Annotated in this window: 21 protein-coding genes; 11 read left to right on the forward strand and 10 right to left on the reverse strand. The window is 63.3% G+C overall.

Annotated features, from left to right (window positions below; translation table 11 throughout):
• Window position 1: 1 nt before the first annotated feature.
• From ACZ5WW_RS14980 to ACZ5WW_RS14995, 4 genes are all read right to left on the reverse strand, one after another.
• The gene (locus tag ACZ5WW_RS14980; RefSeq protein ID WP_377171606.1) at window positions 2-1,174 is read right to left on the reverse strand and encodes an FAD-dependent oxidoreductase; all 1,173 of its coding nucleotides are present in this window, start codon (window positions 1,172-1,174) and stop codon (window positions 2-4) included.
• Window positions 1,171-2,331: a type III polyketide synthase gene (locus ACZ5WW_RS14985; protein ID WP_377171608.1), complete on the reverse strand. Its 1,161-nt coding sequence runs from the start codon at window positions 2,329-2,331 to the stop codon at window positions 1,171-1,173. Before ACZ5WW_RS14985 ends, ACZ5WW_RS14980 begins: the two co-directional genes overlap by 4 nt.
• A gap of 3 nt (window positions 2,332-2,334) precedes the next feature.
• Entirely contained in the window at window positions 2,335-2,901 is a 567-nt protein-coding gene (locus ACZ5WW_RS14990) for a YceI family protein (protein ID WP_377171610.1), read from the reverse strand.
• A 149-nt stretch (window positions 2,902-3,050) separates the two neighbouring features.
• Window positions 3,051-3,533, reverse strand: a complete 483-nt coding sequence (locus tag ACZ5WW_RS14995; RefSeq protein ID WP_377171612.1) for a hypothetical protein — start codon at window positions 3,531-3,533, stop codon at window positions 3,051-3,053.
• Between the two features lie 208 nt (window positions 3,534-3,741).
• On the opposite strand from ACZ5WW_RS14995, the gene ACZ5WW_RS15000 reads away from it, so the two are divergent.
• From ACZ5WW_RS15000 to xerA, 5 genes are all read left to right on the forward strand, one after another.
• Window positions 3,742-4,389, forward strand: coding sequence for a dihydrofolate reductase family protein (locus ACZ5WW_RS15000; protein WP_377171614.1), 648 nt, complete (start codon window positions 3,742-3,744; stop codon window positions 4,387-4,389).
• A gap of 43 nt (window positions 4,390-4,432) precedes the next feature.
• The gene (locus ACZ5WW_RS15005) at window positions 4,433-5,158 is read left to right on the forward strand and encodes a DUF434 domain-containing protein (protein ID WP_377171616.1); all 726 of its coding nucleotides are present in this window, start codon (window positions 4,433-4,435) and stop codon (window positions 5,156-5,158) included.
• A 66-nt stretch (window positions 5,159-5,224) separates the two neighbouring features.
• The gene (locus tag ACZ5WW_RS15010; protein WP_377171618.1) at window positions 5,225-6,898 is read left to right on the forward strand and encodes an FMN-binding protein; all 1,674 of its coding nucleotides are present in this window, start codon (window positions 5,225-5,227) and stop codon (window positions 6,896-6,898) included.
• Between the two features lie 23 nt (window positions 6,899-6,921).
• A complete protein-coding gene (locus ACZ5WW_RS15015; protein WP_377171620.1) occupies window positions 6,922-7,710 on the forward strand; it encodes a hypothetical protein in 789 nt (262 codons plus the stop codon).
• A 5-nt stretch (window positions 7,711-7,715) separates the two neighbouring features.
• Window positions 7,716-8,603, forward strand: coding sequence for a site-specific tyrosine recombinase/integron integrase (gene xerA, locus ACZ5WW_RS15020; protein WP_377171622.1), 888 nt, complete (start codon window positions 7,716-7,718; stop codon window positions 8,601-8,603).
• On the opposite strand, the gene ACZ5WW_RS15025 is transcribed toward xerA, so the two are convergent.
• The 3 genes from ACZ5WW_RS15025 to epsC all read right to left on the reverse strand — a co-directional run bounded on the left by ACZ5WW_RS15025 (window position 8,604) and on the right by epsC (window position 12,552).
• Window positions 8,604-10,934, reverse strand: coding sequence for a heparinase II/III domain-containing protein (locus tag ACZ5WW_RS15025; RefSeq protein ID WP_377171624.1), 2,331 nt, complete (start codon window positions 10,932-10,934; stop codon window positions 8,604-8,606).
• Between the two features lie 107 nt (window positions 10,935-11,041).
• Window positions 11,042-11,668, reverse strand: coding sequence for a SprT family zinc-dependent metalloprotease (locus ACZ5WW_RS15030; protein ID WP_377171626.1), 627 nt, complete (start codon window positions 11,666-11,668; stop codon window positions 11,042-11,044).
• Window positions 11,669-11,670: 2 nt separating this feature from the next.
• Window positions 11,671-12,552 carry a serine O-acetyltransferase EpsC gene (gene epsC / locus ACZ5WW_RS15035; protein WP_377171628.1) on the reverse strand — a complete coding sequence of 294 codons (882 nt, stop codon included), beginning with the start codon at window positions 12,550-12,552 and terminating at the stop codon, window positions 11,671-11,673.
• A 186-nt stretch (window positions 12,553-12,738) separates the two neighbouring features.
• On the opposite strand from epsC, the gene ACZ5WW_RS15040 reads away from it, so the two are divergent.
• The 5 genes from ACZ5WW_RS15040 to ACZ5WW_RS15060 all read left to right on the forward strand — a co-directional run bounded on the left by ACZ5WW_RS15040 (window position 12,739) and on the right by ACZ5WW_RS15060 (window position 18,211).
• Window positions 12,739-13,302 (forward strand): HD domain-containing protein, encoded by a 564-nt coding sequence (locus ACZ5WW_RS15040; protein ID WP_377171630.1) that lies wholly within the window; start codon window positions 12,739-12,741, stop codon window positions 13,300-13,302.
• A 61-nt stretch (window positions 13,303-13,363) separates the two neighbouring features.
• Window positions 13,364-15,829 (forward strand): DEAD/DEAH box helicase, encoded by a 2,466-nt coding sequence (locus ACZ5WW_RS15045; RefSeq protein ID WP_377171632.1) that lies wholly within the window; start codon window positions 13,364-13,366, stop codon window positions 15,827-15,829.
• Window positions 15,830-15,939: 110 nt separating this feature from the next.
• Entirely contained in the window at window positions 15,940-16,866 is a 927-nt protein-coding gene (locus ACZ5WW_RS15050) for a 2-dehydropantoate 2-reductase (RefSeq protein ID WP_377171635.1), read from the forward strand.
• A gap of 89 nt (window positions 16,867-16,955) precedes the next feature.
• Window positions 16,956-17,714 (forward strand): purine-nucleoside phosphorylase, encoded by a 759-nt coding sequence (locus ACZ5WW_RS15055; protein WP_377171637.1) that lies wholly within the window; start codon window positions 16,956-16,958, stop codon window positions 17,712-17,714.
• 17 nt (window positions 17,715-17,731) lie between these two features.
• Window positions 17,732-18,211: a hypothetical protein gene (locus ACZ5WW_RS15060; RefSeq protein ID WP_377171639.1), complete on the forward strand. Its 480-nt coding sequence runs from the start codon at window positions 17,732-17,734 to the stop codon at window positions 18,209-18,211.
• A gap of 34 nt (window positions 18,212-18,245) precedes the next feature.
• Here the strand turns inward: ACZ5WW_RS15060 and ACZ5WW_RS15065 are convergent, their stop codons facing one another.
• Together ACZ5WW_RS15065 and bioB are read right to left on the reverse strand one after the other, a co-directional pair.
• Complete coding sequence (locus tag ACZ5WW_RS15065) at window positions 18,246-18,515, reverse strand: DUF3144 domain-containing protein (RefSeq protein ID WP_377171641.1); 270 nt, start codon at window positions 18,513-18,515, stop codon at window positions 18,246-18,248.
• Between the two features lie 103 nt (window positions 18,516-18,618).
• Entirely contained in the window at window positions 18,619-19,656 is a 1,038-nt protein-coding gene (gene bioB / locus ACZ5WW_RS15070) for a biotin synthase BioB (protein ID WP_377171643.1), read from the reverse strand.
• Between the two features lie 152 nt (window positions 19,657-19,808).
• Between bioB and ACZ5WW_RS15075 the strand changes: the two genes are divergently transcribed.
• On the forward strand, window positions 19,809-21,077 hold the full coding sequence (locus ACZ5WW_RS15075; protein ID WP_377171645.1) for a Gfo/Idh/MocA family protein: 1,269 nt from the start codon (window positions 19,809-19,811) through the stop codon (window positions 21,075-21,077).
• Window positions 21,078-21,192: 115 nt separating this feature from the next.
• On the opposite strand, the gene ACZ5WW_RS15080 is transcribed toward ACZ5WW_RS15075, so the two are convergent.
• Window positions 21,193-22,923, reverse strand: a complete 1,731-nt coding sequence (locus tag ACZ5WW_RS15080) for a hypothetical protein (protein WP_377171647.1) — start codon at window positions 22,921-22,923, stop codon at window positions 21,193-21,195.
• Window positions 22,924-22,936 lie beyond the last annotated feature (13 nt).

Consider the following 22,936-nt stretch of genomic DNA (forward strand, 5'->3'; position numbering starts at 1 on the left):
GTCAGAGCGGGCGCGGCTGCAGGCTGGCGGCAGGGACGCGTTTGAGGGTGTTGAAAGGGATGGTGAGCATGGCGTAAAAGGACCCCATGTGTTTGGAGACAGGCCCCTGGCAGAGCAGGTATTTCAAAACGAAGTCCCGCAGCAAGGAGCGTGCATGCCCACGCCAGGTGCCCAGCCACATGCCCCACTCGGCGCGGAAGATGGCTGTTTTCACGGCCTTGCGGCGGTAGCGGTTGTAGGCGGGCAGCAGCTTGAGCGGATCGCTGCGCGTCAGGATTTCAGCGAGGAACTCCGCGTCGGCAAAGCCGGTGTTCATGCCCTGGCCGCCCACGGGGCTCATGCCATGCGCAGCGTCTCCGCAGAAGATGATGCGCCCGTCGTAGTAGCGGTCGCAGTTGAACTTGCGCGGCGTGAAGACGCTCTCATTGACCTGGTCCGCCACCGGCACGTCGATGCCGGTGCGCTGCCTGGTCAGCAGGCTGACGAGGCCGGGAGGCGGGCGGTCCATGCGTGTGTCTGTCTGCACCACCCAGCGGCGCTGGCCGCCGGGCAGGGGAAAGGACTCCACCGAGCCCGCCGCAGTGAAGTAGAGGTGCGCCTCGTCTCCGAAGCTGCTGCGGTCCACAAAGTCTCCCATGACGAAGTGGCAGTCATAGGAGCGCCCTGGAGCACGCATGCCGATGATGCTGCGCACGGAGCTGCGGCTGCCATCACACGCCACCACAAAGCGCGCCGTGAGCCTGCGCCCGCCGGCCAGCACCTCGCAGTGGTCCGCTGTCTGCCGCACCTGGCTGACCTCGCAACCGGTCTTGATGTGCTCCTGCCCGAGATGATTCTGCAAAAGGGCGATGGTGCTGACCTGCGGCAGCGAGAGTATGAAGCGGTGCTCGTCAGGGATCTCGCGGAATGAGACGCAGCCAAGCTGCCCGCGCTGGCCGTGCACAAAGCAGTCGCGCACCTTCACTCCGCTGCTGATGAACTCCGAGGCCAGGCCCAGCTTTTCCAAAATGTGAAGCGAAGGCGGTGTGATGCCGATGGCCGCTGAATGCGCGATGGGCTCGGTGCGCCGCTCCAGCACGCGAATGCGCCGCCCCTGCTGCCTGAGCAGGCTGGCCAGCAGCAGGCCCACAGGCCCGCCGCCGACAATGATGACGTCGTAGTCGGTGGCTTTCATAACACGGCGGTCTGGGGCACGATGGCGGGCTGCACGGCTTCCGCAGGCGGGATAGCCACACCGCAGCGTTCCAGCACCGCCGTCTCCACCGTGAGGCCCGGGCCAAAGGCGATGGCGCAGGTCGTGGCGCGGTCTGTCTCCGCCTCCTCAAGAAACCCTTTGAGCACAAACATCACGGTGGGGCTGCTCATGTTCCCGTAATCGCGCAGCACGCCGCGGGACATCTCCAACGCCGTGGCAGGCAGGGCGAGCTGCTGCTCGATCTGCTCAAGGATGGCGCGCCCGCCCGGGTGCACCGCCCACTCGTCGATGTCCTCCGGCGTGAGGCCGCGCTTGTCGAGGATGCCACCGAGCATTTCGCGGATGTTGCTGCCGATGAGGTCGGGCACATACGCAGAGAGAACCATGTTGAAACCGTGGTCGCCGATGTCCCAGGCCATGTGCGCCTCGCTGGAGGGCACGAGCGCCGAATGAAATCCCGCCATGCGGTAAAAGGGCCGGTCATGCGCCGGCTCGCGTGCGCTGACGATGGCCGCGGCCGCCCCGTCTGCAAACAGCGCATTGGCCACGATGCTCTCCGGCCTGTCGCTCACCTGCAGGTGCAGCGAGCAGAGCTCCAGGCACATCACCAGCACCACGGCCTGCGGATTGGCCTCGCAAAACTGCGCCGCCATGCGCAGCGCCGGGAAGGCGGCGTAGCAGCCCATGAAGCCGACGGTGTAGCGCTCCACGTTTTCGTTCAGCCCCACGTCGCGGATGATGTGGTAGTCCGGCCCCGGGTTGGCGAAGCCGGTGCAGGAGGCAAACACGATGTGCGTGATCTCCTCCTTGGCAAAGTGCGGGCACTCCGCCAGCGTCTTGCGCGCCAGCCTGACCGCCAGCTCACGCGAGGCTCTGGCATACAGCGCATTGCGCTGGCCGGTGGTCGGCGCGTTCATCGAGCCATCCGGCTGCGTGCGGAAGAGCTCCCCGTCTTCCTGCATGAAGTCGGCGCAGGCGCTGTAGCGCGTCTCGATTCCGGTGCGGTCGTAGATCATCTCGACGAGCCGCTTGGCGCGCGGCTCGGACACCCAGCCCTGCATGCGCCGGCGTGTGAACTCATTGCTGTAGATGAACTCCGGCGTCTCCGTGGCGATGTGATGAATGAAGGCGGGCATGGATCAGGAGGGATTGCGTTTCAGGGAGACAGCGGCATGCACCTTGATCGTGTCGCCCACCCGGATGACGAAAAGCACGGAAGGGACCTTGATGTCGCTCTTTTTGAGCGAGAGGTCGAAGTCGAGATCAAAGCTGGCTTTGTCTCCCTGCTGTTTCCAGCGGCTGATCCTGCCGGTGAGGGTCTGTGTCTTTCCCAGCATGGTGAGCTTGAGCGGCAGGGTGGCGGGCGCCGCATCTCCCTGACGGATGGCGGAGAAGGGGGCGTCAATGACGCCGGTGATGAGAGGATGGGCAGCAGCCTGCATGGCCTTGCGCATGTTTTCGTCGCGCTTCGCCTCGGCGGTGTCCATCTTGGCCACCTCGACAGTCACTGTGGCCTCCACTTTCACGGGGTTTCCCGCCGCATCCGTGGTGACGGTGGTGACAAAAGGCTTCGCCTCCACCTTGCCGCCCCAGTCATGGAGCGTGGAGGTGCCGTCGAAGGTGATGGAGCTGGTACCGGACCAGCGGGAGGTGTCTGCCAGCGCGGTGCCGGCCAGGAGGAGAAAGAAGCAGAGAGATTTGTTCATGGGTGAGCGTGGGAAGGCAGGGGGCAGCCGGGCTGCCAGTGATACGAGACCAGAAGGATGACTGACGGCATGCGCGCAGGGGGCGTTTTGATCTGAGGAGACGTCCCTGAAGCATACGCCGGAGGTGTGCAGCTTTGCTGCCACAGATGTCAAACCCGCAGGCGTATGGTCGCGATCTCGCGCAGCACCTCTTCGCGGCTGCCGCAGCCAGCGCGCAGTGCGGTCTCGAACACGATCTGCTGGACCGCCCGCGCCTGCCGACCGTCAAAACGTACCGGCTCCTGGCTGCAGAGCTGCCTGTCCTTGCAGAAGCGCTTGGCCTCATCATCCGGGCTGGTCAGGGTGCCTGGCACCTGGCTCGTGGCCAGGCTGTGGTCTCCCTCCGAGGCCGGACGGCAGAGGCTGACGGCCAGCCGCCCCAGCACCCCTGCGTGGTCGCACACCTCCGGGGTATAGTCATCTTCACGGTGGTGCAGACGCACCTGCGTGCCCTGCTCCGTGCGGCAGACCATGACGCGATGGCTGCCATCCAGCACGGCCAGCACCGCAACCAACGCCGGCATAAACGCTGTGGCCGTGCCTGCGTAGGCAAGCAGCAGCAGAAAACCCAGCATGCATTGGAAGCGCTTCATTCGACTCAAGTCTCTACCTCAGAAGCCTGAGTCTCCCACAGGCTGATGGCCGTTCAACCAAATCCTGACTGGCAGGCTTGATGCCAATGATACTCAATCTCACCGACATGTCTCTTCTACCCGGACCGCGCTCGATCCAGTACACCCTCTGTTTCCATTGAATGTCTTTTTATCTTTTTAAGCAGCGATGGAGGGGATAAAAAAAACCATGAGCAAACTCCGCGTCGAAAGCTACACACTCTCCATCGACGGCTTTGGCGCAGGGCCGGAGCAGAGCCTGGAGAATCCGCTGGGGATCGGCGGGACGAGACTGCATGCGTGGGCTTTCCCGACGCGGACGTTTCAGTCGAAGCTGTTTGGAAAGGCGGACGGAGAGACCGGGATCGACGAGGACTTTGCAGCGCGGGGTTTTGACAATGTCGGCGCGTGGATCATGGGCCGGAACATGTTCGGGCCGGTGCGGGGGCCATGGCCGGATGAGAGCTGGAAAGGCTGGTGGGGAGACAATCCGGTGTACCACATGCCGGTGTTTGTGCTGACGCACCATCCGCGCGCTCCGCTGGTGATGGAGGGCGGCACGACGTTTCATTTTGTGACGGACGGGATTCACGCGGCACTGGAGCGAGCGCGCGAGGCCGCAGGCGGCAGGGATGTGCGCATCGGCGGCGGGGCGGATACCATCCGGCAGTATCTTCAGGAACGGCTGATCGATGAACTGCACATCGCCATCTCACCCATCGTGCTTGGCTCGGGCGAGCGGTTGTTTGAGGGGATCAATCTGGTGGAGCTGGGCTACTCATGCACCCGGCATGCGGCGACGGAGTGGGCGACGCATCTGGTGCTGACGCGGCAATGAGGACTGGTCTCAAACAGCCGCCTCTGGTATGGATGGCCCTATCATGAGCAGCGCGGAAAGACATCGTGGCAGGCACCCGGCGGACGAAGAGCTGTTTGGTGCGCAAGCGGTGCCGGCGCTGCGGGTGGCGGTGGCGGAGCTCTCGTGGCTGCTGAGCCGGGGGTATGCGCGAAACTCGGCAGTGAAGCTGGTGGGAGACCGCCACGAGCTGCGGGAGCGCCAGCGCCTGGCCGCATGCCGTGCCGCCTGCGGCGATGCGGCACGCGTGGCACGGGCGAGGCAGCACCTGCCAGCAGAGGCGCTGCGGGGGCGTGCGGTGATGGTGGACGGCTTCAACCTGCTGGTGAGCCTGGAGGCGGCGCTGAGCGGGGGCGTGCTGCTGCGCGGCCGTGACGGCTGCCTGCGTGACATGTCCAGCGTCCACGGTTCCTACCATGCTGTGGTAGAGACGGACGCGGCACTGGCCCTCGTGGGGGAGCGCCTGGCGGAGCTGCACACGGCCTCCGTGCACTGGCTGCTGGACAAGCCCGTCTCCAACAGCGGGCGGCTGGCAGGACGCATCCGTGAGCTGGGGGAGCAGCATGGCTGGCCGTGGACGGTGGAGGCGGTGTTCAATCCCGACAGCACTCTCATCGCTGCACGCGACGTGGTGGTGGTGAGTTCGGATGCGGTGGTGATCGATGGCGCGGCGGGCTGGTACAATCTGGCCGCAGACCTGATCCTGGGCGGGCGCTGCGGGCAGGCGTGGGTGGTGGAGCTGGGGAAGTGAAGGGTGTGGCGAAGAGGTGAATGCTGCGGTGGGTTGATTTGTCCTGAGCTTCCATGATGTTCACGAATGCCCAAATCCAACCGCTGGAAATCCACCGCCCTGCGCCTCTGGCGCGTGGGGCTGCTGGTGCTGGCAGTGCTGGCGATACAGCGCGGAAACCCGCCGGCAGGGGCGGTGGTGCTGACGGTGGAGCGGGTGCGCGATTTCTTTCCGGCGGCGGCGGCTTTGGTCTCCCAAAACGGCATGCAGGCGGTGAAGGATGAATCGGGCATCACCCTCGGGCATGTGATGCAGACTTCTCCGGAGGGAGATGACATCATCGGTTACTCAGGGCCGACGAACACGCTCATCGCGCTGGATTCACGCGGCAAGGTGCTGGGGCTGCGCATCCTGGGGAGCGGGGACACGACGGACCACGTGGCGGAGGTGGTGAGGGAGCGTGCGTTTTTCAAGCAGTTCGCCGGAAAAAAGGCGGCGGAGCTGGCCAGCCTGCAGCCACAGGCTGTGACGGGCGCGACGCTGACGAGCAGCGCGATCGCCGAAGGCGTGCTGCGGCGGATGGGCAAGAGCGCCACGACATCTCTGCGCTTTCCCGATGGGATCACGCTGGAGGAGGTGCAAAAGCTGGAGTCCAAGGCGGCGAAGCTGCGTGAGTCGAAGGCTCACCCGGGCTCTCAGGAGGTGCTGGATGAAAAGGGCACAATCATCGCGCTGGCAGTGCGCACCGCGCCAGCCTCTGACGGCACGGTGGGCTACAAGGGGCCGAGCGACACCTTCATGCTGATGGACGCCAGCGGCGGCACGCTGCGCGGGATAGCCCTGCGGCGCAGCTATGACACGGAGCAGTATGTGGGCTACGTGACGGGCGATCCGGCGTTTTTGAAAACCTTTGATGGCATGACGACGGAGCAGATCGCTCACATCGACTTCAATGCGGCGGGTGTGGAGGGCGTGTCCGGCGCGACACAGACGAGCTACGGCATCGCCGAGGGCGTGCGGGTGCGTGCGGAGAACCTGCTGAAGGAAAAGGAGGCCCGCCGCAGCTGGTGGCAGCAGATGGGCGAGCGCTGGCGCTGGCAGGACAGCGGGCATGCGCTGGTGCTGCTGGCGGCGTTTGTGATGGCCTTCACACCGCTGCGTGGCCGGGCGTGGTGCCGCCACCTGCACCATGCGCTGCTGGTGGTGTATGGCGGGTTCATCGCCGGAGAGATGCTCTCCCAGGGGCTGCTGGCCGGATGGGCCGCGCATGGCACGCCGTGGCGTACGGCGCAGGGGCTGGTGCTGCTGGCGGCGGTGGCGCTGCTGGGGCCGGTGTTTACGGGCAAGCAGCTCTACTGCCACCACATCTGCCCGCATGGGGCGCTGCAGCAGCTGGCGGTGCGGCGGCTGCCGTGGCAGTGGTCTCCGTCAAAGAAGGCCGATGCACTGCTTTCCAAGATCCCCTTCCTGCTGCTGACGCTCGTGCTGTTCAGCGTGGCCTTCGCGCTGCCGGTAAACCTGAACGCACTGGAGCCCTTTGATGCGTATGTGTTTCGCGTGGCGGGGTGGGCCAGCATCGGCATCGCCCTCGGCGGCCTGCTGTTCTCCCTCTTCACACCGCTGGCCTACTGCCGCTATGGCTGCCCCACGGGGGCGCTCTTCAAGCTGCTGCGCTTTACAGGAGATGGAGACCGTCTCGGCGTGCGCGATTGGGCAGCCGCGCTGTGCGTGGCGCTCGTTCTTCTCTTGGCTCCGGGCTGAAACCGGACTACGAAACCCCAAACATGCCCTTCATTTCCAAACTCGAGTCCAAATTCGGCCGCTTCGCCATCCCCGGCCTGGTGCAGATCATCGCCATGTTTCAGCTGCTGGTGCTCTTCATGGTCATGGTGATGTCGCCGGAGGGCGCGGCGGCCTACCTGCAGTTTCTGGAGCTGAATCCGGTGCTGGTCATGCACGGGGAGGTCTGGCGCCTGTTCACGCATGTGTTCATCCCGGGAAATTTTTCGCTCATCTGGGCGCTGATCGGCACGATGTTCATCATGTGGATCGGCCGCGGACTGGAGTCGGAGTGGGGGGCCTTCCGGGTGAATCTGTACATCTTCGGCTGGATGACCGCCGTGACGGTGGGGACGCTGGTGTTTCACTGGCCTGCGCCGGGGATGTTTCTCTACCAAACGCTGCTGTTTGCCTTTGCGGCGCTGTTTCCAAATGAGGAGATCTACATCTACTTCATCCTGCCGGTGAAAATGAAATGGGTGGCGGCCCTGAGCGCGGGGATGACGGCCTTTCTCGTCATGGGAAATCCCGGGCTGCTGTTTCCGGTGCTGCTGGCACACCTGAACTTTTTCGTGGCCTTCGGCCCGGGTTTCGTCAGCGAACGCGCGCGCATGTCGCAGGTGGCCTCGCGCCGCAGCCGGTTTGAGGCGGCAAAGGTTTCCGAGGGCACCTTTTTCCACCAGTGCTCGGTGTGCAAAAAGACGGAGCTGGATGATGCGCAGCTGGACTTCCGCGTGCTGGATTCCGGCGATGAAATCTGCAACGTGTGCCGTGCGAAACGGACCGAAGGCTGAACGCCATGGAGGACCCGCTCGCCACTGCGTTTCTGGAGTTCATGGAGGTGGAGCGCCGCTCCTCGGAGCGCACGCTGGCAAACTACGAGCTGGCCCTGCGGCAGTTCCGCGAATGGCGCACGCCTTTCAAAGGCTGGAGCGAGCTGACGGCGGATGACTTCCGCGCCTTCCTGTTTGACCTGATGAAGCAGGAGCGCGGGCGGGCAACGATCCGTCTGCAGTTTGCGGCGCTGCGCAGCTTCTTCAAATGGCTGACACGACGCCGTGGCTGGAAGACCAACCCGCTGCTGGAGGTGCAGCTGCCGAAGCGTGAAAAGAAGCTGCCGGTGGTGCTGACCGTGGCGCAGGTGGAGGCCATGCTGGCGCTGCCGCTGACGCTGGAGAAGTCCAAGCGTGACGCGGTGTGGGCGCCGGAGCGCGACACGGCCATCCTGGAGCTCTTTTACAGCACAGGCATGCGTCTGAGCGAGCTGGTGGCGCTGAATGTGGCGGACATCGACACCTACACGGAAACCGTGCGCGTGTTTGGCAAAGGCAGGAAAGAGCGCATCTGCCCCGTGGGATCCAAGGCGCTGGAGGCGGTGCAGCGCTACCGCGCCAAGGCCGGGGTGCATGACGGGCCGCTGTTTCTGAGCAAGCTGCGCACGCGCATCACGGCCCAGGCTGTGGATGATGTGATCATGAAATACTGGCGCGCCTCCGGCCTGCCGGTGCACCTGACGCCCCACAAGCTGCGCCACAGCTTTGCCACGCACCTGCTCAACAACGGCGCGGACCTGCGCAGCGTGCAGGAGCTGCTGGGGCATGCAAGCCTCTCCACCACCCAGATTTACACGCACGTCTCCACGCAGCGGATGAAGGAGGTCTATGAGGCCGCGCACCCGCGGGCGTGATCACTTCTTCGGCGCGCCCCAGGTGGCGACGGGTGTGGCAGTGTGGGTGGCAGCCTCATCCAGCGCAAAGGTGATGCACAGGCTTTGCGGGCCTTTGGCTCCGTCCACAGACGCCTTGAGCACATGCACCTTTTCACGCACCAGATCACGTGACTGCTCGGTGGCGGCCTCAGGCGGCTCTGCGGAGCTGAAGGTGGCGTTGGCCGGCGAAACAATCGTGGCCACCAGCGTCTTGCCACCCTGCGTCAGCTTGGCGCTCGTGCCGCTGGCGCTGATCTCGGCCTTGGTGTGCATGCTCCAGGTGATGCTGCCGGTGTTTTTCATGACCAGGTCATCCTGCAGCACGACGTAGGGCTTGGTGCCGCGCACCACCATGATGCCGCGGTGCACATCCTTGGCAGGCTTTGAGTAGGCCTTGGTCATGTCCACCACAGCGGTGCCGCGCTCCGGAGTCGAATACCCCAGAAGCACGGACGCCTTGGCATCCTGATCCTGCTGGTTGCCATCGATTGACAGCGTGTTCTGCCCCAGCGTGTTTTCGATGTAGAGGGCAAAGCGCTTGGTGCGGTCCGCGCCTGGCTTGACTTCAAAGCCGGGCGCTTTGTCCTGCTCGGCACCGAGTTCGATGCCCCAGCGCTCACCGCCGGCATCCAGCACAAAGCTGCCGATGTCCAGCTGCGCGGTTGTGTCTTCATTGTCCCCGCCTTTCACGGCGACGAAGTAGTCCGCCTTTTCCCAGCCGGAACGGGAGGTGGCCACAAAGCCACCGGGCTGGGCGTAGTCCATCGAGTCCGCCGTGCCGTCTCCGGCAGCGTGGGGATTGTAGTAGATGAAGTTGCCCACCTGGCCGAAGTAGGCGGAAGTGACCGGCTGCTTGCCGGCGGCTGCCACAGCGCGGATGCCCGGGTTTCCAGCGATGCCGCACAGCCAGGTGGTGACCCACGGACGCAGTGAGACGGCCCCCTTGGTGTCTCCGAAGTTAAAGATCTGCCCGGTGGGGCCCATCAGGTGCATGCGGGCCACGGCAAACTGCGGGATGCCTTCCAGCAGGCTGATGTTGAGGTCCTTGCCTGCGGCGGATTTGAGCGACTGGGAGAGCATGGCCACATAGTCCATGACAGTCTCACCGGCCTGCAGGCCCTCGGGCCAGACACCGGCAGGAGCGAAGCGCACGATGCCTTTGCCAAAGACTTTGGCGGCGGCGTCCGCCGCTTTTTTGGCGACGCCGGGCTCTTCATCCACAAGGCAGATGGCGGAGAGCAGGAGAGCCGTGGCGGCAGCCATCTGCTTGCTGTCGGGCAGGAGCTTGCCCGTATCAGGCTTTGCCTGGGGTTTGGCAGGAGCCTTGGCAGGCGGTGCTTTCGCCTTGGTACCGGACTGGCCGCCCGAGGTGCCTTTGGCGCTTTCAGGGATCTCCTCCCCCTCCAGATGGGCGATGAGCGCCCCGATGCCCTTTTCTGCCAGGCAGGTGCGCACGGTCGCGGCCTGCTCTGCATTCAGTCCGGCGCGGAACCAGTCGTAGCCCAGGACTGTGGCCACCACCATGTCCGTGACATTGTCGATGAGTTCGGGGTGCCAGTCGCGGAAGGAGACTTTGTCTGCCAGTGCCAGGAGTTCCTTGGTGCCTTTGTCCTGCCATTTCAGATCTCCGTCGCAGTAGTGCAGGGCTCCGAGCAGGCCGATGCGATAGACGGCCTTGGGGCCTTCACCGCCGGTGTCGCCATTGATGCGTGTCAGCTCAGGGTCCAGCAGCAGGTCCTCCCCGGAAGCCTTCATGGACTCCATCATTTTTGCCAGCACGGGATCAGCGGCCAGCTGCCCCTTCAGCGCTGCCCAGCCCGCCGCGTTGTGAATGAGGCGGGGGCGCACTTTGGCGATGCCACTGAGATAGTCGTTGGCCGAAGGGGCCTTGAATTTGGACACCGGAACCACCGTGATCGCCGGCCTCGGAGGGGCGGGCTTCTTCGCGGCGGTGGCCTTGGCGGCGGCAGCCGGAGGAGCGGCAGGTGGCGTGGCCGGAGGGGTTCCTGCCGGTGCCGCAGGCGCCATGGCGGCGGCAGGCGGGGCGGCCTGCATGGCGGCATAGCGCGCTTTGGCATAGGTGAAATCGGCGGGGCTGAGGTTGGCGATGGCCACATCAAACTCACGCCCGTCCTTGGTTTTGATCTTCACCGTCTTGGCCACGGGATCGACCGAGACGAGGGTCGCCTCGACCTGCTTGCCAGCCGTGTTCGTCCAGACATGGAACTCTTCCGCGAGCTGCGCACTGGCGCCGGAGGCAGCGAGCAGGCAGATGGAAGCAAGGGAGAAGAAACGCGAGGCGGTTTTCATGACGGAAAGGGTGAGAGTGGCGCTAAACCAGCGGGTGGTGGCACTTAGGTCAAGCATAAACGCAGTTCGGAAGCCCGAGCTTGGCGGAAAGAAGCGCCGCCTGACAACTAATTCCCGCTCAGCAGCACAAGCCGGAAACGGCCGTCGTACTGCCCGCCCGCATGCAGCCGGCAGCATTTCAGGCAGGCGGTGGGGCGGCGGAACTTGCGCACACGCTGCACTGTCGTTTTGCAGACGGGGCAGGCGTAGGTGAGCTTGCGCTCGACCTCATTGCGCGGCAGCGGCAGGCGGTGGTGGGCCTTTTCTCCGGGGATGCCGAGGTCCGCACAGGCCTGGCGCCACTCACGGCCATGGGGCTCGATGCGGCGGCGGCCGCTGCGGTGGTAGGCGATCAGATGCGCCAGCTCATGCTTTAGGGTGCGCTCCACCTGGCCTTCAAAGTCACGCAGGAGCGGATTGAGCTCGATTTCCCATCCCGGATAGCGCGCGTAGCCTGCTGTACTGCGCAGGCGGGCATTCCAGGTGACGGTGACGAGCTTGGCCCCGCCGGGCATGCCCAGCGCCAGCAGCATGGCACGCGTCTGCTCCTCCAGCTCTGCATCACGACCATCCAGAAGAGGCTCTTCCGCATTGGATTTTGGCTCTGGCGCGGGTGTGAGATCTTTCACGGTGCGGAAGGGCACCCAGTGCGGCAGCGCGGAGAAATCAAAACTGAGCTGGGAGAGGTCGAACATGCTCACTTCTTCTTTTTGACCTGCACCTTGTGCTCCTGATCGCCGAGGGCGTAGAGCATGTCGGGTGCGACGGACTCGAGGATGAATACGTTGGCGCCGATGGTGCTGCGCTCACCAATGATCGTGTCGCCACCGACAATCGTGGCATTGGCATAGACAGTGACGTGGTCTTCCAGCGTGGGGTGGCGTTTTTTGCCGCGCAGCGCCTGCCCGGCGGCCAGCGAACGCGCCACCAGGCCGACGCCTTGGTAGAGCTTCACGTGATTGCCGAGCGTGGCGGTCTCGCCGATGACCACGCCTGTGCCGTGGTCGATGAAAAAGTGCGTGCCGATCTCCGCGCCGGGATGGATGTCGATGCCGGTGCGGCTGTGCGCCCACTCCGTCATCATGCGCGGGATGACGGGGACGTTTTTCTGATAAAGCACATGCGCCGTGCGCTGGATGGCGATGGCCTCCAGCCCCGGATAGGCGAGGATGATCTCCTCAAAACCGCGCGCGGCGGGGTCGCCCGCATAGGCGGCCTCCACGTCCATTTTCAGCAGGGCGCGCACCTCCGCGAGGCGCATGAGAAAGCTGCACACGATGTCGGCGGCCTCGGCATCGCGGTTTTCATGGCTGCCATTCAGCCGCAGGCTGCGGCGCACCTCGACATTCAGACGTTCGCGGATGCTGGAGACGAGCTCATTCGTCATCAGCTCCAGCTCCTGGGAGGTCACGGCCTCATCCGAGAAAAACCCGGGAAAGAGCAGGTGCAGGAGATCTTCGCAAAGCACCGCGATGGCGCGTTTCGAGGGCAGATTGCCGCAATCGACGTGGTTGATCCCGCCCACCTCGTGATACGAGGCCATCAGGCTGGAAACGATTTCATTTTGGCGGCAATCCATGGGTGCACTCAGCGATACCGCGCTGTGATCTGGATTCAAGCGCTGGCACGAGATGATTGCTGTGAATAAGTCGTGCTTGCGCAGGTTCGCTTTGACGCATCGCGGTGCCCATTCCATCCGTAGCGGCGTATGGACGGCTGCAGAACCGATTTGAAAAGCTGGCAGTCTCTCTGGCAGCGGTGCGGCATGACTGGCGATGCCCTGGCCTGGCATGAAAAGCTCCTCTCCGCCTACTCGGAGCCGCAGCGCGCCTACCACACGCTCCAGCACCTGCAGGAATGCCTGCTCATTCTTGATGAGGCCAGGATGTCGGGCTTGATCTCACATCCTGACCCCATCGAGATGGCGCTTTGGTTTCATGACGCGGTGTACGATCCCCAGAGCGGCGAAAACGAGGCGCTGAGCGCACAGATGGCAGTGGAAGCCCTGGGAGAAGGCGAGATGACGCGCGAAGTGGTGCGTCTCATCCTGCTGACGAAATCCCACCAGCCAGGAGGCGGACCCGATGATGCGTGGATCATCGACATCGATCTGGCCATCTTTGCACAGCCGATGGAGCGTGTGCTGGAGTATGAGCGGCAGATCCGGAGAGAGTATGCCTGGGTGCCTGCGGCGATGTATGCGGAGAAGCGCGCGGAAATTTTGCGGAGCTTTCTGAACCGCCGCCCCTTGTACCTCAGCACCTGGGCTTGCGAACGGTTCGAGGAACGGGCGCGGATGAATCTGCGCAAGCTGCTCGCATCAATTTAAAAGCAGTGTTTTCAACCGCGAACATTGCAGGCTGTGCGACGCCGCTCTACAGGCAGGAGTCGTGCTACCATCCCTCAACCAGCTCAAGCTTCCCGATCCCTGGCAGCATCAGGCCGTGAACCTGCTTCGCACCGGCAGCGATGTGGTGGTGAGCGCACCGACCGGGGCGGGCAAGACGTACATCTTTGAGCTGCTGCATCAGGGACGTCATCTGCAAGGGCAGGCCATTTACACCGTGCCCACACGCGCGCTGGCGAATGACAAGTATGCGGAGTGGAAGGAGGCGAAGTGGAATGTGGGCATCGCCACAGGAGACATCGCGGAGAATGTGGACGCACCGGTGGTGGTGGCCACGCTGGAGACGCAGCTGGAACGGCTGGTGCGCGGCGAGGGGCCTGCTCTGCTCGTCATCGATGAATACCAGATGATCTCAGACCACTCGCGCGGTGCCAACTACGAGGCCACCGTCGCGCTGGCGCCGCTGGACACACGCCTGCTGCTGCTGAGCGGCTCGGTGGCGAATCCGGAGGACGTGGCGACGTGGCTAACGAGTCTGGGCCGCAAGGCCGAGGTGGTGATGACGCGCGAGCGCCCCGTGCCGCTGGAGGAGGTGCCCATGGAAACGCTGCCGCAGCGGCAGAAGCAGTTTCACAACTACTGGCCGCGCTTTGCCGCAGCGGTGATGATGGGAGACCTCGCGCCGCTGCTGATCTTTGCGCCCCGGCGCAAGGAGGCGGAGTCGATCGCACGCCGTCTGGCGGCGGATCTGCCGCTGGGAGATCCGATGGAGCTCACACCCGAGCAGCGCGCCGTGTGCGGCAAGGACCTGGCCACGCTGATCGAGAAGCGCATCGCCTTCCACCACAGCGGCCTTTCGTATGGCGCACGTGCAGGGGTGATCGAGCCGCTGGCCAAGGCGGGGCAGCTCCGCGTGATCGTGGCAACGATGGGACTGGCGGCAGGCATCAATTTCTCGGTGCGCAGCGTGCATGTGGCGGGCACCACCTTTCATGATGGCAAAAGCGAGCACAAGCTGACACCCGATGAGCTGCTGCAGATGTACGGCCGCGCCGGAAGACGCGGGCTGGATGACAAGGGCCACGTCATCACCAGCCGCGACAGCCCTTCCATCTTTGACGCACGCCCCGCGCGCTTGCACCGCAGCGAGCTGCTGGCCTGGCCGATTTTTCTGCGCGTGATGAAGCACGCCGCGCTGCAGAAGGAGAACCCCTTTGATGCGGCCACACGCTTTGCGGGCAGGCTCTTTGCCAAGGTACCGCCGCTGCTCGGGCTGGAGGAGCTGGAGCCGGATGTGGTGCCGCAGCAGCAGGAGAATGCGAAGGCGCTCTTCGGACTCGAAGCCACGGAGAAGCAGGTGCTCAACTCCCAAGGTGAGTGGGAGCGCAAACACAAGCATGCGCTGCAGCGCGTGCCGCTGAGCCGTGTGCATGCCGTGCTGGGCGTGCCCGCCTTTGCCGCCAGGTTTGCACATGGCATCGGGCGCGTGGGGAAAATCCGCCGCGAGAAGGATGTGATCTATGGCGTGGAGATCAGCCTCGGCACGCCGGTGGAAGATCAGGTGAAGCCCACCAAGTCCATCCGTCGGCTGCTCAAGCTGCCGCGCAACGCGGAGACCGTGCCGCTGGAGGAGATCACCGTGCTGCATGCGGGAGAACTGGCCCGGCACATCCTCGCCAGCGTGGAGGAGGCCATCCAGGATGTGGCCCCGGAATTTATCGGCACGGTGATGAAGGAGAATCTCGTCTTCGCGTGCTTTGACCTCTCGCCCGTCGAGGTGATGGCTTATGAAGACGCGCATGGCCGTCTGCTTTTCATGCCACAGGAGCGCAGCATCGTGGTGAAGAATGAAACCGGCGTGAACACCGCCGAGACCACCACGACCGACCGCCAGCCGCGTGGCGGATCGCCCATCCACTCCTGGCGCTCGCTCGGGCTCATCGATGCCGACGGCGTGCCCACGCGGCGCGGGGAGATCTTCAGCTTTTTCCAGCATGGCGAGGGCCTGGCCATCGTGGCCGCGCTGGAGGATGAGAGCTACCACGCCGATGAGCTGGTGCACCACATGGCGAACCTGCGCAGCGGTTCCAAGTTTGACCTGCCTCTCACCTGCGGCTCCGAGCGTCTCGCGGCGGTGTGCCGTGGCACCTATGGTTTCGTCAATCATCAGGGCTATCTCGACAACGGCCTGCCGGAAGACTACGGCGAAGGCGCGGCGGAGCTGCTGGATGCCCTGCTGCATCCCGAGCAGCCCGGCGCGCAGGATCTCAAAGCCGGCATCGCGGAAGGGGACATCTCCCGCGCGTATGTGGAATGGCTGAGTTTGCTAAGGCACATCACGCATGCGCCGGATCATCCGTGGCGGAGATGGAAGGAGCTGAAGGAGGCGGCGAAACAGACCCTGAAGCACCACACCAAAACGCTGAGACATTTCTTCCACCTCGACCTGCCGCCGCTGACGAACAAGCAGCGGCACGGCAAGACGCGGCATTATTTGATGGTGAAGTAGCACGGGCAATCCTGCCCGTGTGAGAACGCGTCCGACGCGGGCAGGATTGCCCGCTCTACTTCTGACCTGTGAAGATTTGAAGAATCACGAATGCCGGACACACTGGAAATATGAATCTCGACCACCCCCGGATCGCCATCGTCGGCTCAGGCGCCGTCGGCTGCTACTATGGCGGGCGGCTGGCGCAGCATGGGCATGAGGTGCATTTCCTCATGCGCTCGGACTATGAGCATGTGAAGCAGCATGGGCTCAAAATCCGCAGCCTGCATGGCGACTTCGATCTGCCTCAGGTGCTCTGCCACCGCAGCACGGCGGAGATCGGGGAGTGTGACCTGGTGATCATCGCCATGAAGGCGACGGCGAATGAGGCGCTGCTCTCTTTGCTGCCGCCGCTGCTGCACTCCAAGACGATGATCCTCACGCTGCAAAACGGCCTGGGCAGCGATGACTTTCTGGCGCGGCACTTTGGCTCCGCGCATGTGCTGGGCGGGCTGTGCTTTGTGTGCATCAACCGCACGGCCCCCGGAGAGATCCACCACATCGCGCAGGGGCAGATCGCGCTCGGCGAGCACAGCGGTGCGCCGCAGGTACGCACGGAGGTGCTGGCAGCGGAGCTTCAGCGCTGCGGCATTCAGTGCAAGGTGGAGCCGAGTTTGATCGCGGCGCGGTGGAAGAAGCTGGTGTGGAATATTCCGTTCAACGGCCTGTCCATCGCCGCAGGAAACAAGGACACCGCTGCCATCCTGGCCGATCCGATTTTGGAAAAACGTGTGCGCGATCTGATGCGTGAGATCATCGAGACAGCAGGACGGCTCGGGCATGAGATCCCGCTGTCGCTGATCGATGACATGATCGAGCGGACGCGCACCATGTCCGCCTACAAGCCCAGCAGCCTCATTGATTTCCTCTCCGGCAGCGAGGTGGAGCTGGAGGCGATCTGGGGCGAGCCGGTGCGCCAGGCGAAGGCGGCGGGAATTGAGATGCCGCGGGTGGAGAGGTTGTATCAGGAGTTGAAGGCACGCATTGCCGCCAGATAGTGGTCCGCACAGTCCCCTGTGCGGTCAGACGAGCGTCTCATGACGACGATCTCCGCACAGAGACTATACGGACCACTTTGCTCACGCCCATGTCACTCACTGCTTTACAAAACGCCCGTCCTGAAACCGCCATCGTACTCGGCTCCGGCCTCGGCGGCGTGGCGGAGGGTTTTGGCATCGAATGTGAAGTGCCCTATGCGGAGGTGCCCGGCCTCAGCGCCTCCACGGTGCCAGGGCATGCAGGGCGTTTTGTCTTGGTCCATCATCATGGCAAACCCATCCTGCTGGCACAGGGCCGCAGGCATTTGTATGAAGGGCTCACCGCGCATGAGGTCACGGCGGGCATCCGCTTCATGCATGAGATCGGTGTGAGGCGCATCGTGCTCACGAATGCAGCGGGCGCGATCCATGAAAACTTCCATGTGGGTGGCCTGATGCTGATCACCGACCACATCAATCTCCAAGGAACCACCCCGCTGCTCGGCGGCCCACACTTCCATGACATGAGCGAAGTTTATTCGCGCACGTGGTGCGAGAAGTTCCACGCCGCCAGTGTGGAGATCGGCCTGAAGCTGCATGCAGGCATCTATGCCGCGCTGCTCGGCCCGCAGTACGAAACCCCGGCGGAGATCCGCATGCTGCGCACACTGGGTGCGGATGCCGTCGGCATGTCCACTGTGCCGGAGGCCATTCAAGCGCGTGCTTTAGGCATGGAAGTGGCGGGCATTTCGATGCTCACAAACTGGGCTGCTGGCTTGAGAGCGCAGACGCTGCACCACGCGGAGGTGGTGGAGGTGGGGAAGACGGCGGGGATGTATCTGGCGCGGTTGCTGAAGGCGGCGGTGTGAGCTGTTCTTTATCTGTTATGAGTTCCATCCGCATCCAGCGCTTCCCCTACGAGGAGCCGTATCATGTGCAGCTCAATCTTAGCGCAGAAAATGGTCGATTTTCGGGTGGGCTCGATTTCTACACCGGCGTTCCATGCCTGAAGCAATTTGCTGCGAGTCTTCAGGACTTTCCAAAGCACATCGGTGATGAGGTGGAGTTTAAATATGGCAGCCCTCGAAAAGAAGACCGAATGTACCGGCATCTGGTCATTCGTGCTTATACAATTGGCGGTGTTGGTCGCTGTGCCATTCAGTTCACCTTCAACAATCATGGGGACGAGCCAGATGCAGGATGCGCAAGCTTCTCCATTTCAGCTGATACAGCAGCCATCAATCGGCTTGGCAAACTGTTGGAGAAGTTTTCAGAACTCCAACATCTGGAATTGTTTTGGTCGCCTCGTGAAGACGAACTTTTTGCGGAGCTTCAGCAGAAAACCATGGCGGCAGCGGCTTCTTGAACAAAAAGAAGTCGAAACAAAGAGAGGCGATGACTCACTTGGGAGCGCGGAGGAGTTCATCGATGTTCTCGTCGAGCATTATTCGATACTGCCCCACGAAGTAGTCCGCAGCGGATGTTCGGTTTTGCTCAGCCTCAGGATCGAGAGCGCACATGCAATGGGCGTTGTATCGTGCCGCAGCATAGAGGATGACCGAACTAACACGCGAAGTGGCGTGATCTTTTGTCAGTTCATTGGCCAGGCCAATAAAACGATCCACCAACTGGAAAAATTCTGGGGAGACTGGTTCCTGGGCTTCATTCATCGGTTTGTGCTTGTGGGACAAAGAGTGCCGCAATAACCGCTGAACTAAGCCTTCGAGATGATTTTTTCATTCGAAGGCTCGTCACAACGAAATTCGACTTATGTCAGCAGCACCCGTTCGCCTTTTCCATCTCACACGCGTGCTCCTCGGTGCAGCAGGGCATCAGCGGGCGGCCTTCGGTGGCTTCGGGGGCTTCCATTTCAGGATTGGGGGCCTGGGGGGCGAGGCCGAGGTCGCGGAGGAGTTTCATGTCCTCGTTGGCGCGGGGGTTGGCGGCGGTGAGGAGTTTGTCGCCGTAGAAGATGGAGTTGGCACCGGCGAAGTAGGCGAGGGCCTGGGCTTCGCGGCTCAGATTGGTGCGGCCAGCGCTGAGGCGCACCTTGGCCTTCGGCACGGCGATGCGGGTGACGGCGATCATGCGGATGAAGGCGAAGGAATCGACGACTTCGTTGTCGCCCATCGGCGTGCCTTTGATGGGCATGAGGGCGTTGATCGGGATGCTCTCGGGCTGGGGATTGAAGTTGGAGATGACTTCCAGCATTTTCAGGCGGTCTTCGATGGTCTCGCCGAGGCCGAGAATGCCGCCGCAGCAGACGGACATGCCGGCATCCTGCGCGTGGCGGATGGTGCTCAGGCGGTCCTCAAAGGTGTGGGTGCTGACGATGTTCGGGTAGTGCTCCGGGGAGGTGTCCACGTTGTGGTTGTAGGCGGTGACACCGGCTTCCTTGAGATCGGTGGCTTCTTCCGCACCCAGCTGGCCGAGGGTGACGCAGACTTCCATGCCGAGCTTGGACACGTCGCGCACGATGTCGAGCACCTGGTCAAATTTCTGGGTGCCCTTGCGCACGCCCTTCCAGGCGGCACCCATGCAGAAGCGGGTGGAGCCGCTGGCGCGGGCGGCCAGGGCACGCTCCATGATCTGCTCCTTGGGCATGAGCTTTTCCGCCTGCACGCCGGTGGTGTAACGGGCGCTCTGGGCGCAGTAGCCGCAGTCTTCGCTGCAGCCGCCGGTCTTGATGCTCAGCAGGGTGCAGAGCTGCACCTCGTTGCCGGTCCAGTGCTCGTCATGCACGGCGCGGGCCTGCTTGAGGAGGTCGAAAAAGGGCTGGTGATAGATGCGGTGAAGGTCGGCGAAAGTCATGTGAAGGGGATTCTTGGCGCAAAAAGCGCGTTTTGGCAATCCTGCTCCTCCTCTTCCTCCTACTCCAGCTCCCGGAAGGGGGCGGATGAGGAAGAGGACGATTCGATTGCCCGCAAGACCCCGCCCCCCGGCACCGATTTGGTCTCACCATCATGAACCGCCGCACTTTTTTCCATCAAACGTCCGTGCTTGCCGCAGCCTCTGCTCTTCCAAAACTCTACGCAGCGGATGCCGCCGGCAAAAAGGTGAAGGTGGCCGTGGTGGCGCTGGGGCGTGGCATGCAGCACGTGCAGGCCCTGCTCAAGCTGCCGAACGTGGAGATCGCCTACCTCGCCGAGGTGGACCCCAAGCGCCTCGAAGCGGGTCTCAAGGTGGTGAACGACACGCAGAAGGTCTCCTGCGTGGGCGTGAAGGACTTCCTCACCATCTTGGACGACAAGACGCTGGACGCCGTCTTCATCGCTACGCCAAATTTCTGGCACACCCCCGCCGCGCTGCTGTGCATGCAGGCCGGAAAGCACGTCTATGTGGAAAAGCCCGGCAGCCAGAACGCGCAGGAGGCGGAGATGATCGTGGCGGCCTCCAAGAAATATGACCGCCTGGTGCAGATGGGCAATCAGCGCCGCACCTGGATGAAGGAGGCCATCGAGGCCCTGCACGGCGGCGCCATCGGGCCTGTGCGCTTTGGCCGTGGCTTCTATTACAACACCCGCAAATCCGTGGCCACCAATGAGAAGCCCGCCTCTCCGGACATCGACTACGACCTGTGGCAGGGCCCCGTGCCGGATGATGTGAAGCACGATTTCAAAAAGCTGGCCCACTACGACTGGCACTGGTTCTGGCACTGGGGCAATGGCGAGCTGGGCAACAACGGCATCCACACCCTGGACATCCTGCGCTGGGGCCTCAAGGGCGACTACCCCCTGCGCACCACCTACAACGGCGGCCGCTACTTCTACCAGGACGCCCAGGAGACGCCGGACACCGGCACGGCGGTGTATGATTTCGGCCACGCCGGCTGCGAATGGGTGCAGAGCAGCAGCCACCCGCGCGCTGCGGAGAAGCCGCTGGCGGAGGTGATCTTCTACGGCGACAACGGCACCATGGGCATCGCGCGCGATTCCTGGACCATCTACGACCCCAAGGGCGCCGAGATCAGCAAAGGCAAAGGAGCCGGTGGCGGCGACCCCGCGCACATGGGCAACTTCATCGAGGCCATCCGTGGCAATGCCAAGCTGAACAGCCCCATCGACGAAGGCCAAAAAAGCACCATGATGTGCCACCTCGGCAACATGGCCTACCGAACGAACACCGTGGTGAAATGCGATCCCAAAACCGGCAAGGTGCTGGACAACGCGGAGGCGCTGAAGCTGTGGGGCAGGGATGGTGGGTACCGCAAGGGGTGGGAGCCGAAGATTTAAAGTAGCCTTGTTCCTGCGGAACAAGGAAAGGCTCCGCAAGAACAAAGCATGAGGAACTACGGCGAGGTGTGGGACGAAGGCAAGCTGTCCTTGTTGCACAGCAACAAGGCTACTTTTACCGAAACACCACATCCACGCCCATCGCGCTCTCCTTCGCGAACCCGGGAATCCAGTGCGGCTTCCGCACGGCGATGATGCGGTAGATCATGGACAGCACGTGCAGGATGAGCAGGCGGTCGATGAGACGGTAGCCTCTTCGGCGGCGCATGAGCAGCTCCACGGCCCAGCCGAGATAGCGGCGCTTGACCCAGAAGGGCTTGAAGTCGGTCTTGATGCGGTAGCGGGCGCGCAGGCCGCGCTTGGGGTACTTGGCCTTGTAGGCGCGCTTGGCCTCGCGCAGGCGCGTCTCCATCTCGGGGGTGAACTCCGTGAAGGTGTACTCCCGCGCCAGCGCCAGCAGGCGGAAGGTGTCGCGCATGTATTCCAGATCAGCCACAGGCACGCCCGCACGCGGGGCTAGGGCGATCATTTGCTCCAGGCGGTCCATGCAGCGTGCGGCACTGCGCAGCGCCGCCTCTGGTTCCTGCACAAAGTAGCGCAGCAGCTTTTTGACGCTGTGATTGATGAAGATGTTCCCCCAGTACACCTGAAGCAGCGGCGGGATGCGCACGCGGCGGAAGAAGAGCTTTTGCTGCGCGAATTCCTCGGTGTAAAGCAGCTCGCGGATGACCTCGTCGGAGTAGCGCAGGAGTTCGATCAACGCCTCGGCATCTCCCAGCGCACGCTCTTTGGCAAAGGCGCGCACGGCATCCTCCACCGGCATGCCGTCCTTCATGACGCGGATCGTGACGAAGGTATTGAGGTCCGTCCAGATGGCCTCGGGGTCGATGAGTGCGATGCGGCGGAAAGGCACCCAGCCGCCAGTCTGGCACCACACCATGCAGCCGATCACGTTCTTCGCGTGTTTCAGCTCGCGCGCGTAGCGCTCATACTCCCAGCCGGTGAAGCTCGGATACTCGCCGCAGCCCTCATACTCGCGCCGCGTCTGCAGCTCCACGATCTTGGCCACATCGGTGCGGAAAAAGTTGGAGTTCAGCGGCAGGTAGCGGAAGAAATCGGACTCGCCGTATTTCATCGAGATGACCAGCGCCGGACTGGTGAGCCCCTCAAACACACTGGTGAAGGTGCGGCGGTGCCACATGAGATCGCCGATGCGGTAGGCCCCCACCGTCCAGGTGCGGAAGATGAGGCGGCGTGCGTGCTTCTCGCACACGGGCAGCAGATCACAAAGGAGCTGGCGTGCCTGCGCGGGCTTCTGGATCACAAGCTGGCTGCGAAACTCATCGTGCACGCCTTTGCCATCCGATTCACCAATGCGGAGAATGATGCCCGCCACCTGCGGAAAGCTGACAAAGAATCCATCGAGCAGCTCGGCCAGGTAGTCATTCACCTCGCGTCCGGACTCCGCCATGCGCCGCCGCAGCTCGGGTGTGTAGGTCATGACGTCCATGGTCAGATGCACCTGCAGACCGCATGAAGTGAAGATCTCAAAGCAGCGCGCAAACTCCTCGCGGCAGTAGGCGATGCGCGCGCGCAGCTCGGGCTCCAGCCAGGCGTGGTCCGCCAGATGCGTCACATCATCGAGCGAGACGGCGTTGAAGCCCCAGGCCGCAGCCTGCTCGGCAAAGCGGGTGAGATCCGCTCGCACCTGCGCCCACCAGGCATCCGCCTCAGGCCCGGCTGCCTTGGGCAGATGGTGCCAGGGGATCTTGGACCAGTTGATCGTACGCACGTCATGCCCACGAAAGAAGGGACCGATGGCGTCGATGAGGTGGAGCGGTTGCAAGCGCCGCGAATGA

Source organism: Prosthecobacter fluviatilis (genome assembly GCF_055388355.1).

Coding starts and splice junctions, on each gene's coding strand:
- ACZ5WW_RS14980 (WP_377171606.1), bottom strand. CDS start 1,174: ATGAAAGCCACCGACTACGACGTCATCATTGTCGGCGGCGGGCCTGTG.
- ACZ5WW_RS14985 (WP_377171608.1), bottom strand. CDS start 2,331: ATGCCCGCCTTCATTCATCACATCGCCACGGAGACGCCGGAGTTCATC.
- ACZ5WW_RS14990 (WP_377171610.1), bottom strand. CDS start 2,901: ATGAACAAATCTCTCTGCTTCTTTCTCCTCCTGGCCGGCACCGCGCTG.
- ACZ5WW_RS14995 (WP_377171612.1), bottom strand. CDS start 3,533: ATGAAGCGCTTCCAATGCATGCTGGGTTTTCTGCTGCTGCTTGCCTAC.
- ACZ5WW_RS15000 (WP_377171614.1), top strand. CDS start 3,742: ATGAGCAAACTCCGCGTCGAAAGCTACACACTCTCCATCGACGGCTTT.
- ACZ5WW_RS15005 (WP_377171616.1), top strand. CDS start 4,433: ATGAGCAGCGCGGAAAGACATCGTGGCAGGCACCCGGCGGACGAAGAG.
- ACZ5WW_RS15010 (WP_377171618.1), top strand. CDS start 5,225: ATGCCCAAATCCAACCGCTGGAAATCCACCGCCCTGCGCCTCTGGCGC.
- ACZ5WW_RS15015 (WP_377171620.1), top strand. CDS start 6,922: ATGCCCTTCATTTCCAAACTCGAGTCCAAATTCGGCCGCTTCGCCATC.
- xerA (WP_377171622.1), top strand. CDS start 7,716: ATGGAGGACCCGCTCGCCACTGCGTTTCTGGAGTTCATGGAGGTGGAG.
- ACZ5WW_RS15025 (WP_377171624.1), bottom strand. CDS start 10,934: ATGAAAACCGCCTCGCGTTTCTTCTCCCTTGCTTCCATCTGCCTGCTC.
- ACZ5WW_RS15030 (WP_377171626.1), bottom strand. CDS start 11,668: ATGTTCGACCTCTCCCAGCTCAGTTTTGATTTCTCCGCGCTGCCGCAC.
- epsC (WP_377171628.1), bottom strand. CDS start 12,552: ATGGATTGCCGCCAAAATGAAATCGTTTCCAGCCTGATGGCCTCGTAT.
- ACZ5WW_RS15040 (WP_377171630.1), top strand. CDS start 12,739: ATGACTGGCGATGCCCTGGCCTGGCATGAAAAGCTCCTCTCCGCCTAC.
- ACZ5WW_RS15050 (WP_377171635.1), top strand. CDS start 15,940: ATGAATCTCGACCACCCCCGGATCGCCATCGTCGGCTCAGGCGCCGTC.
- ACZ5WW_RS15055 (WP_377171637.1), top strand. CDS start 16,956: ATGTCACTCACTGCTTTACAAAACGCCCGTCCTGAAACCGCCATCGTA.
- ACZ5WW_RS15060 (WP_377171639.1), top strand. CDS start 17,732: ATGAGTTCCATCCGCATCCAGCGCTTCCCCTACGAGGAGCCGTATCAT.
- ACZ5WW_RS15065 (WP_377171641.1), bottom strand. CDS start 18,515: ATGAATGAAGCCCAGGAACCAGTCTCCCCAGAATTTTTCCAGTTGGTG.
- bioB (WP_377171643.1), bottom strand. CDS start 19,656: ATGACTTTCGCCGACCTTCACCGCATCTATCACCAGCCCTTTTTCGAC.
- ACZ5WW_RS15075 (WP_377171645.1), top strand. CDS start 19,809: ATGAACCGCCGCACTTTTTTCCATCAAACGTCCGTGCTTGCCGCAGCC.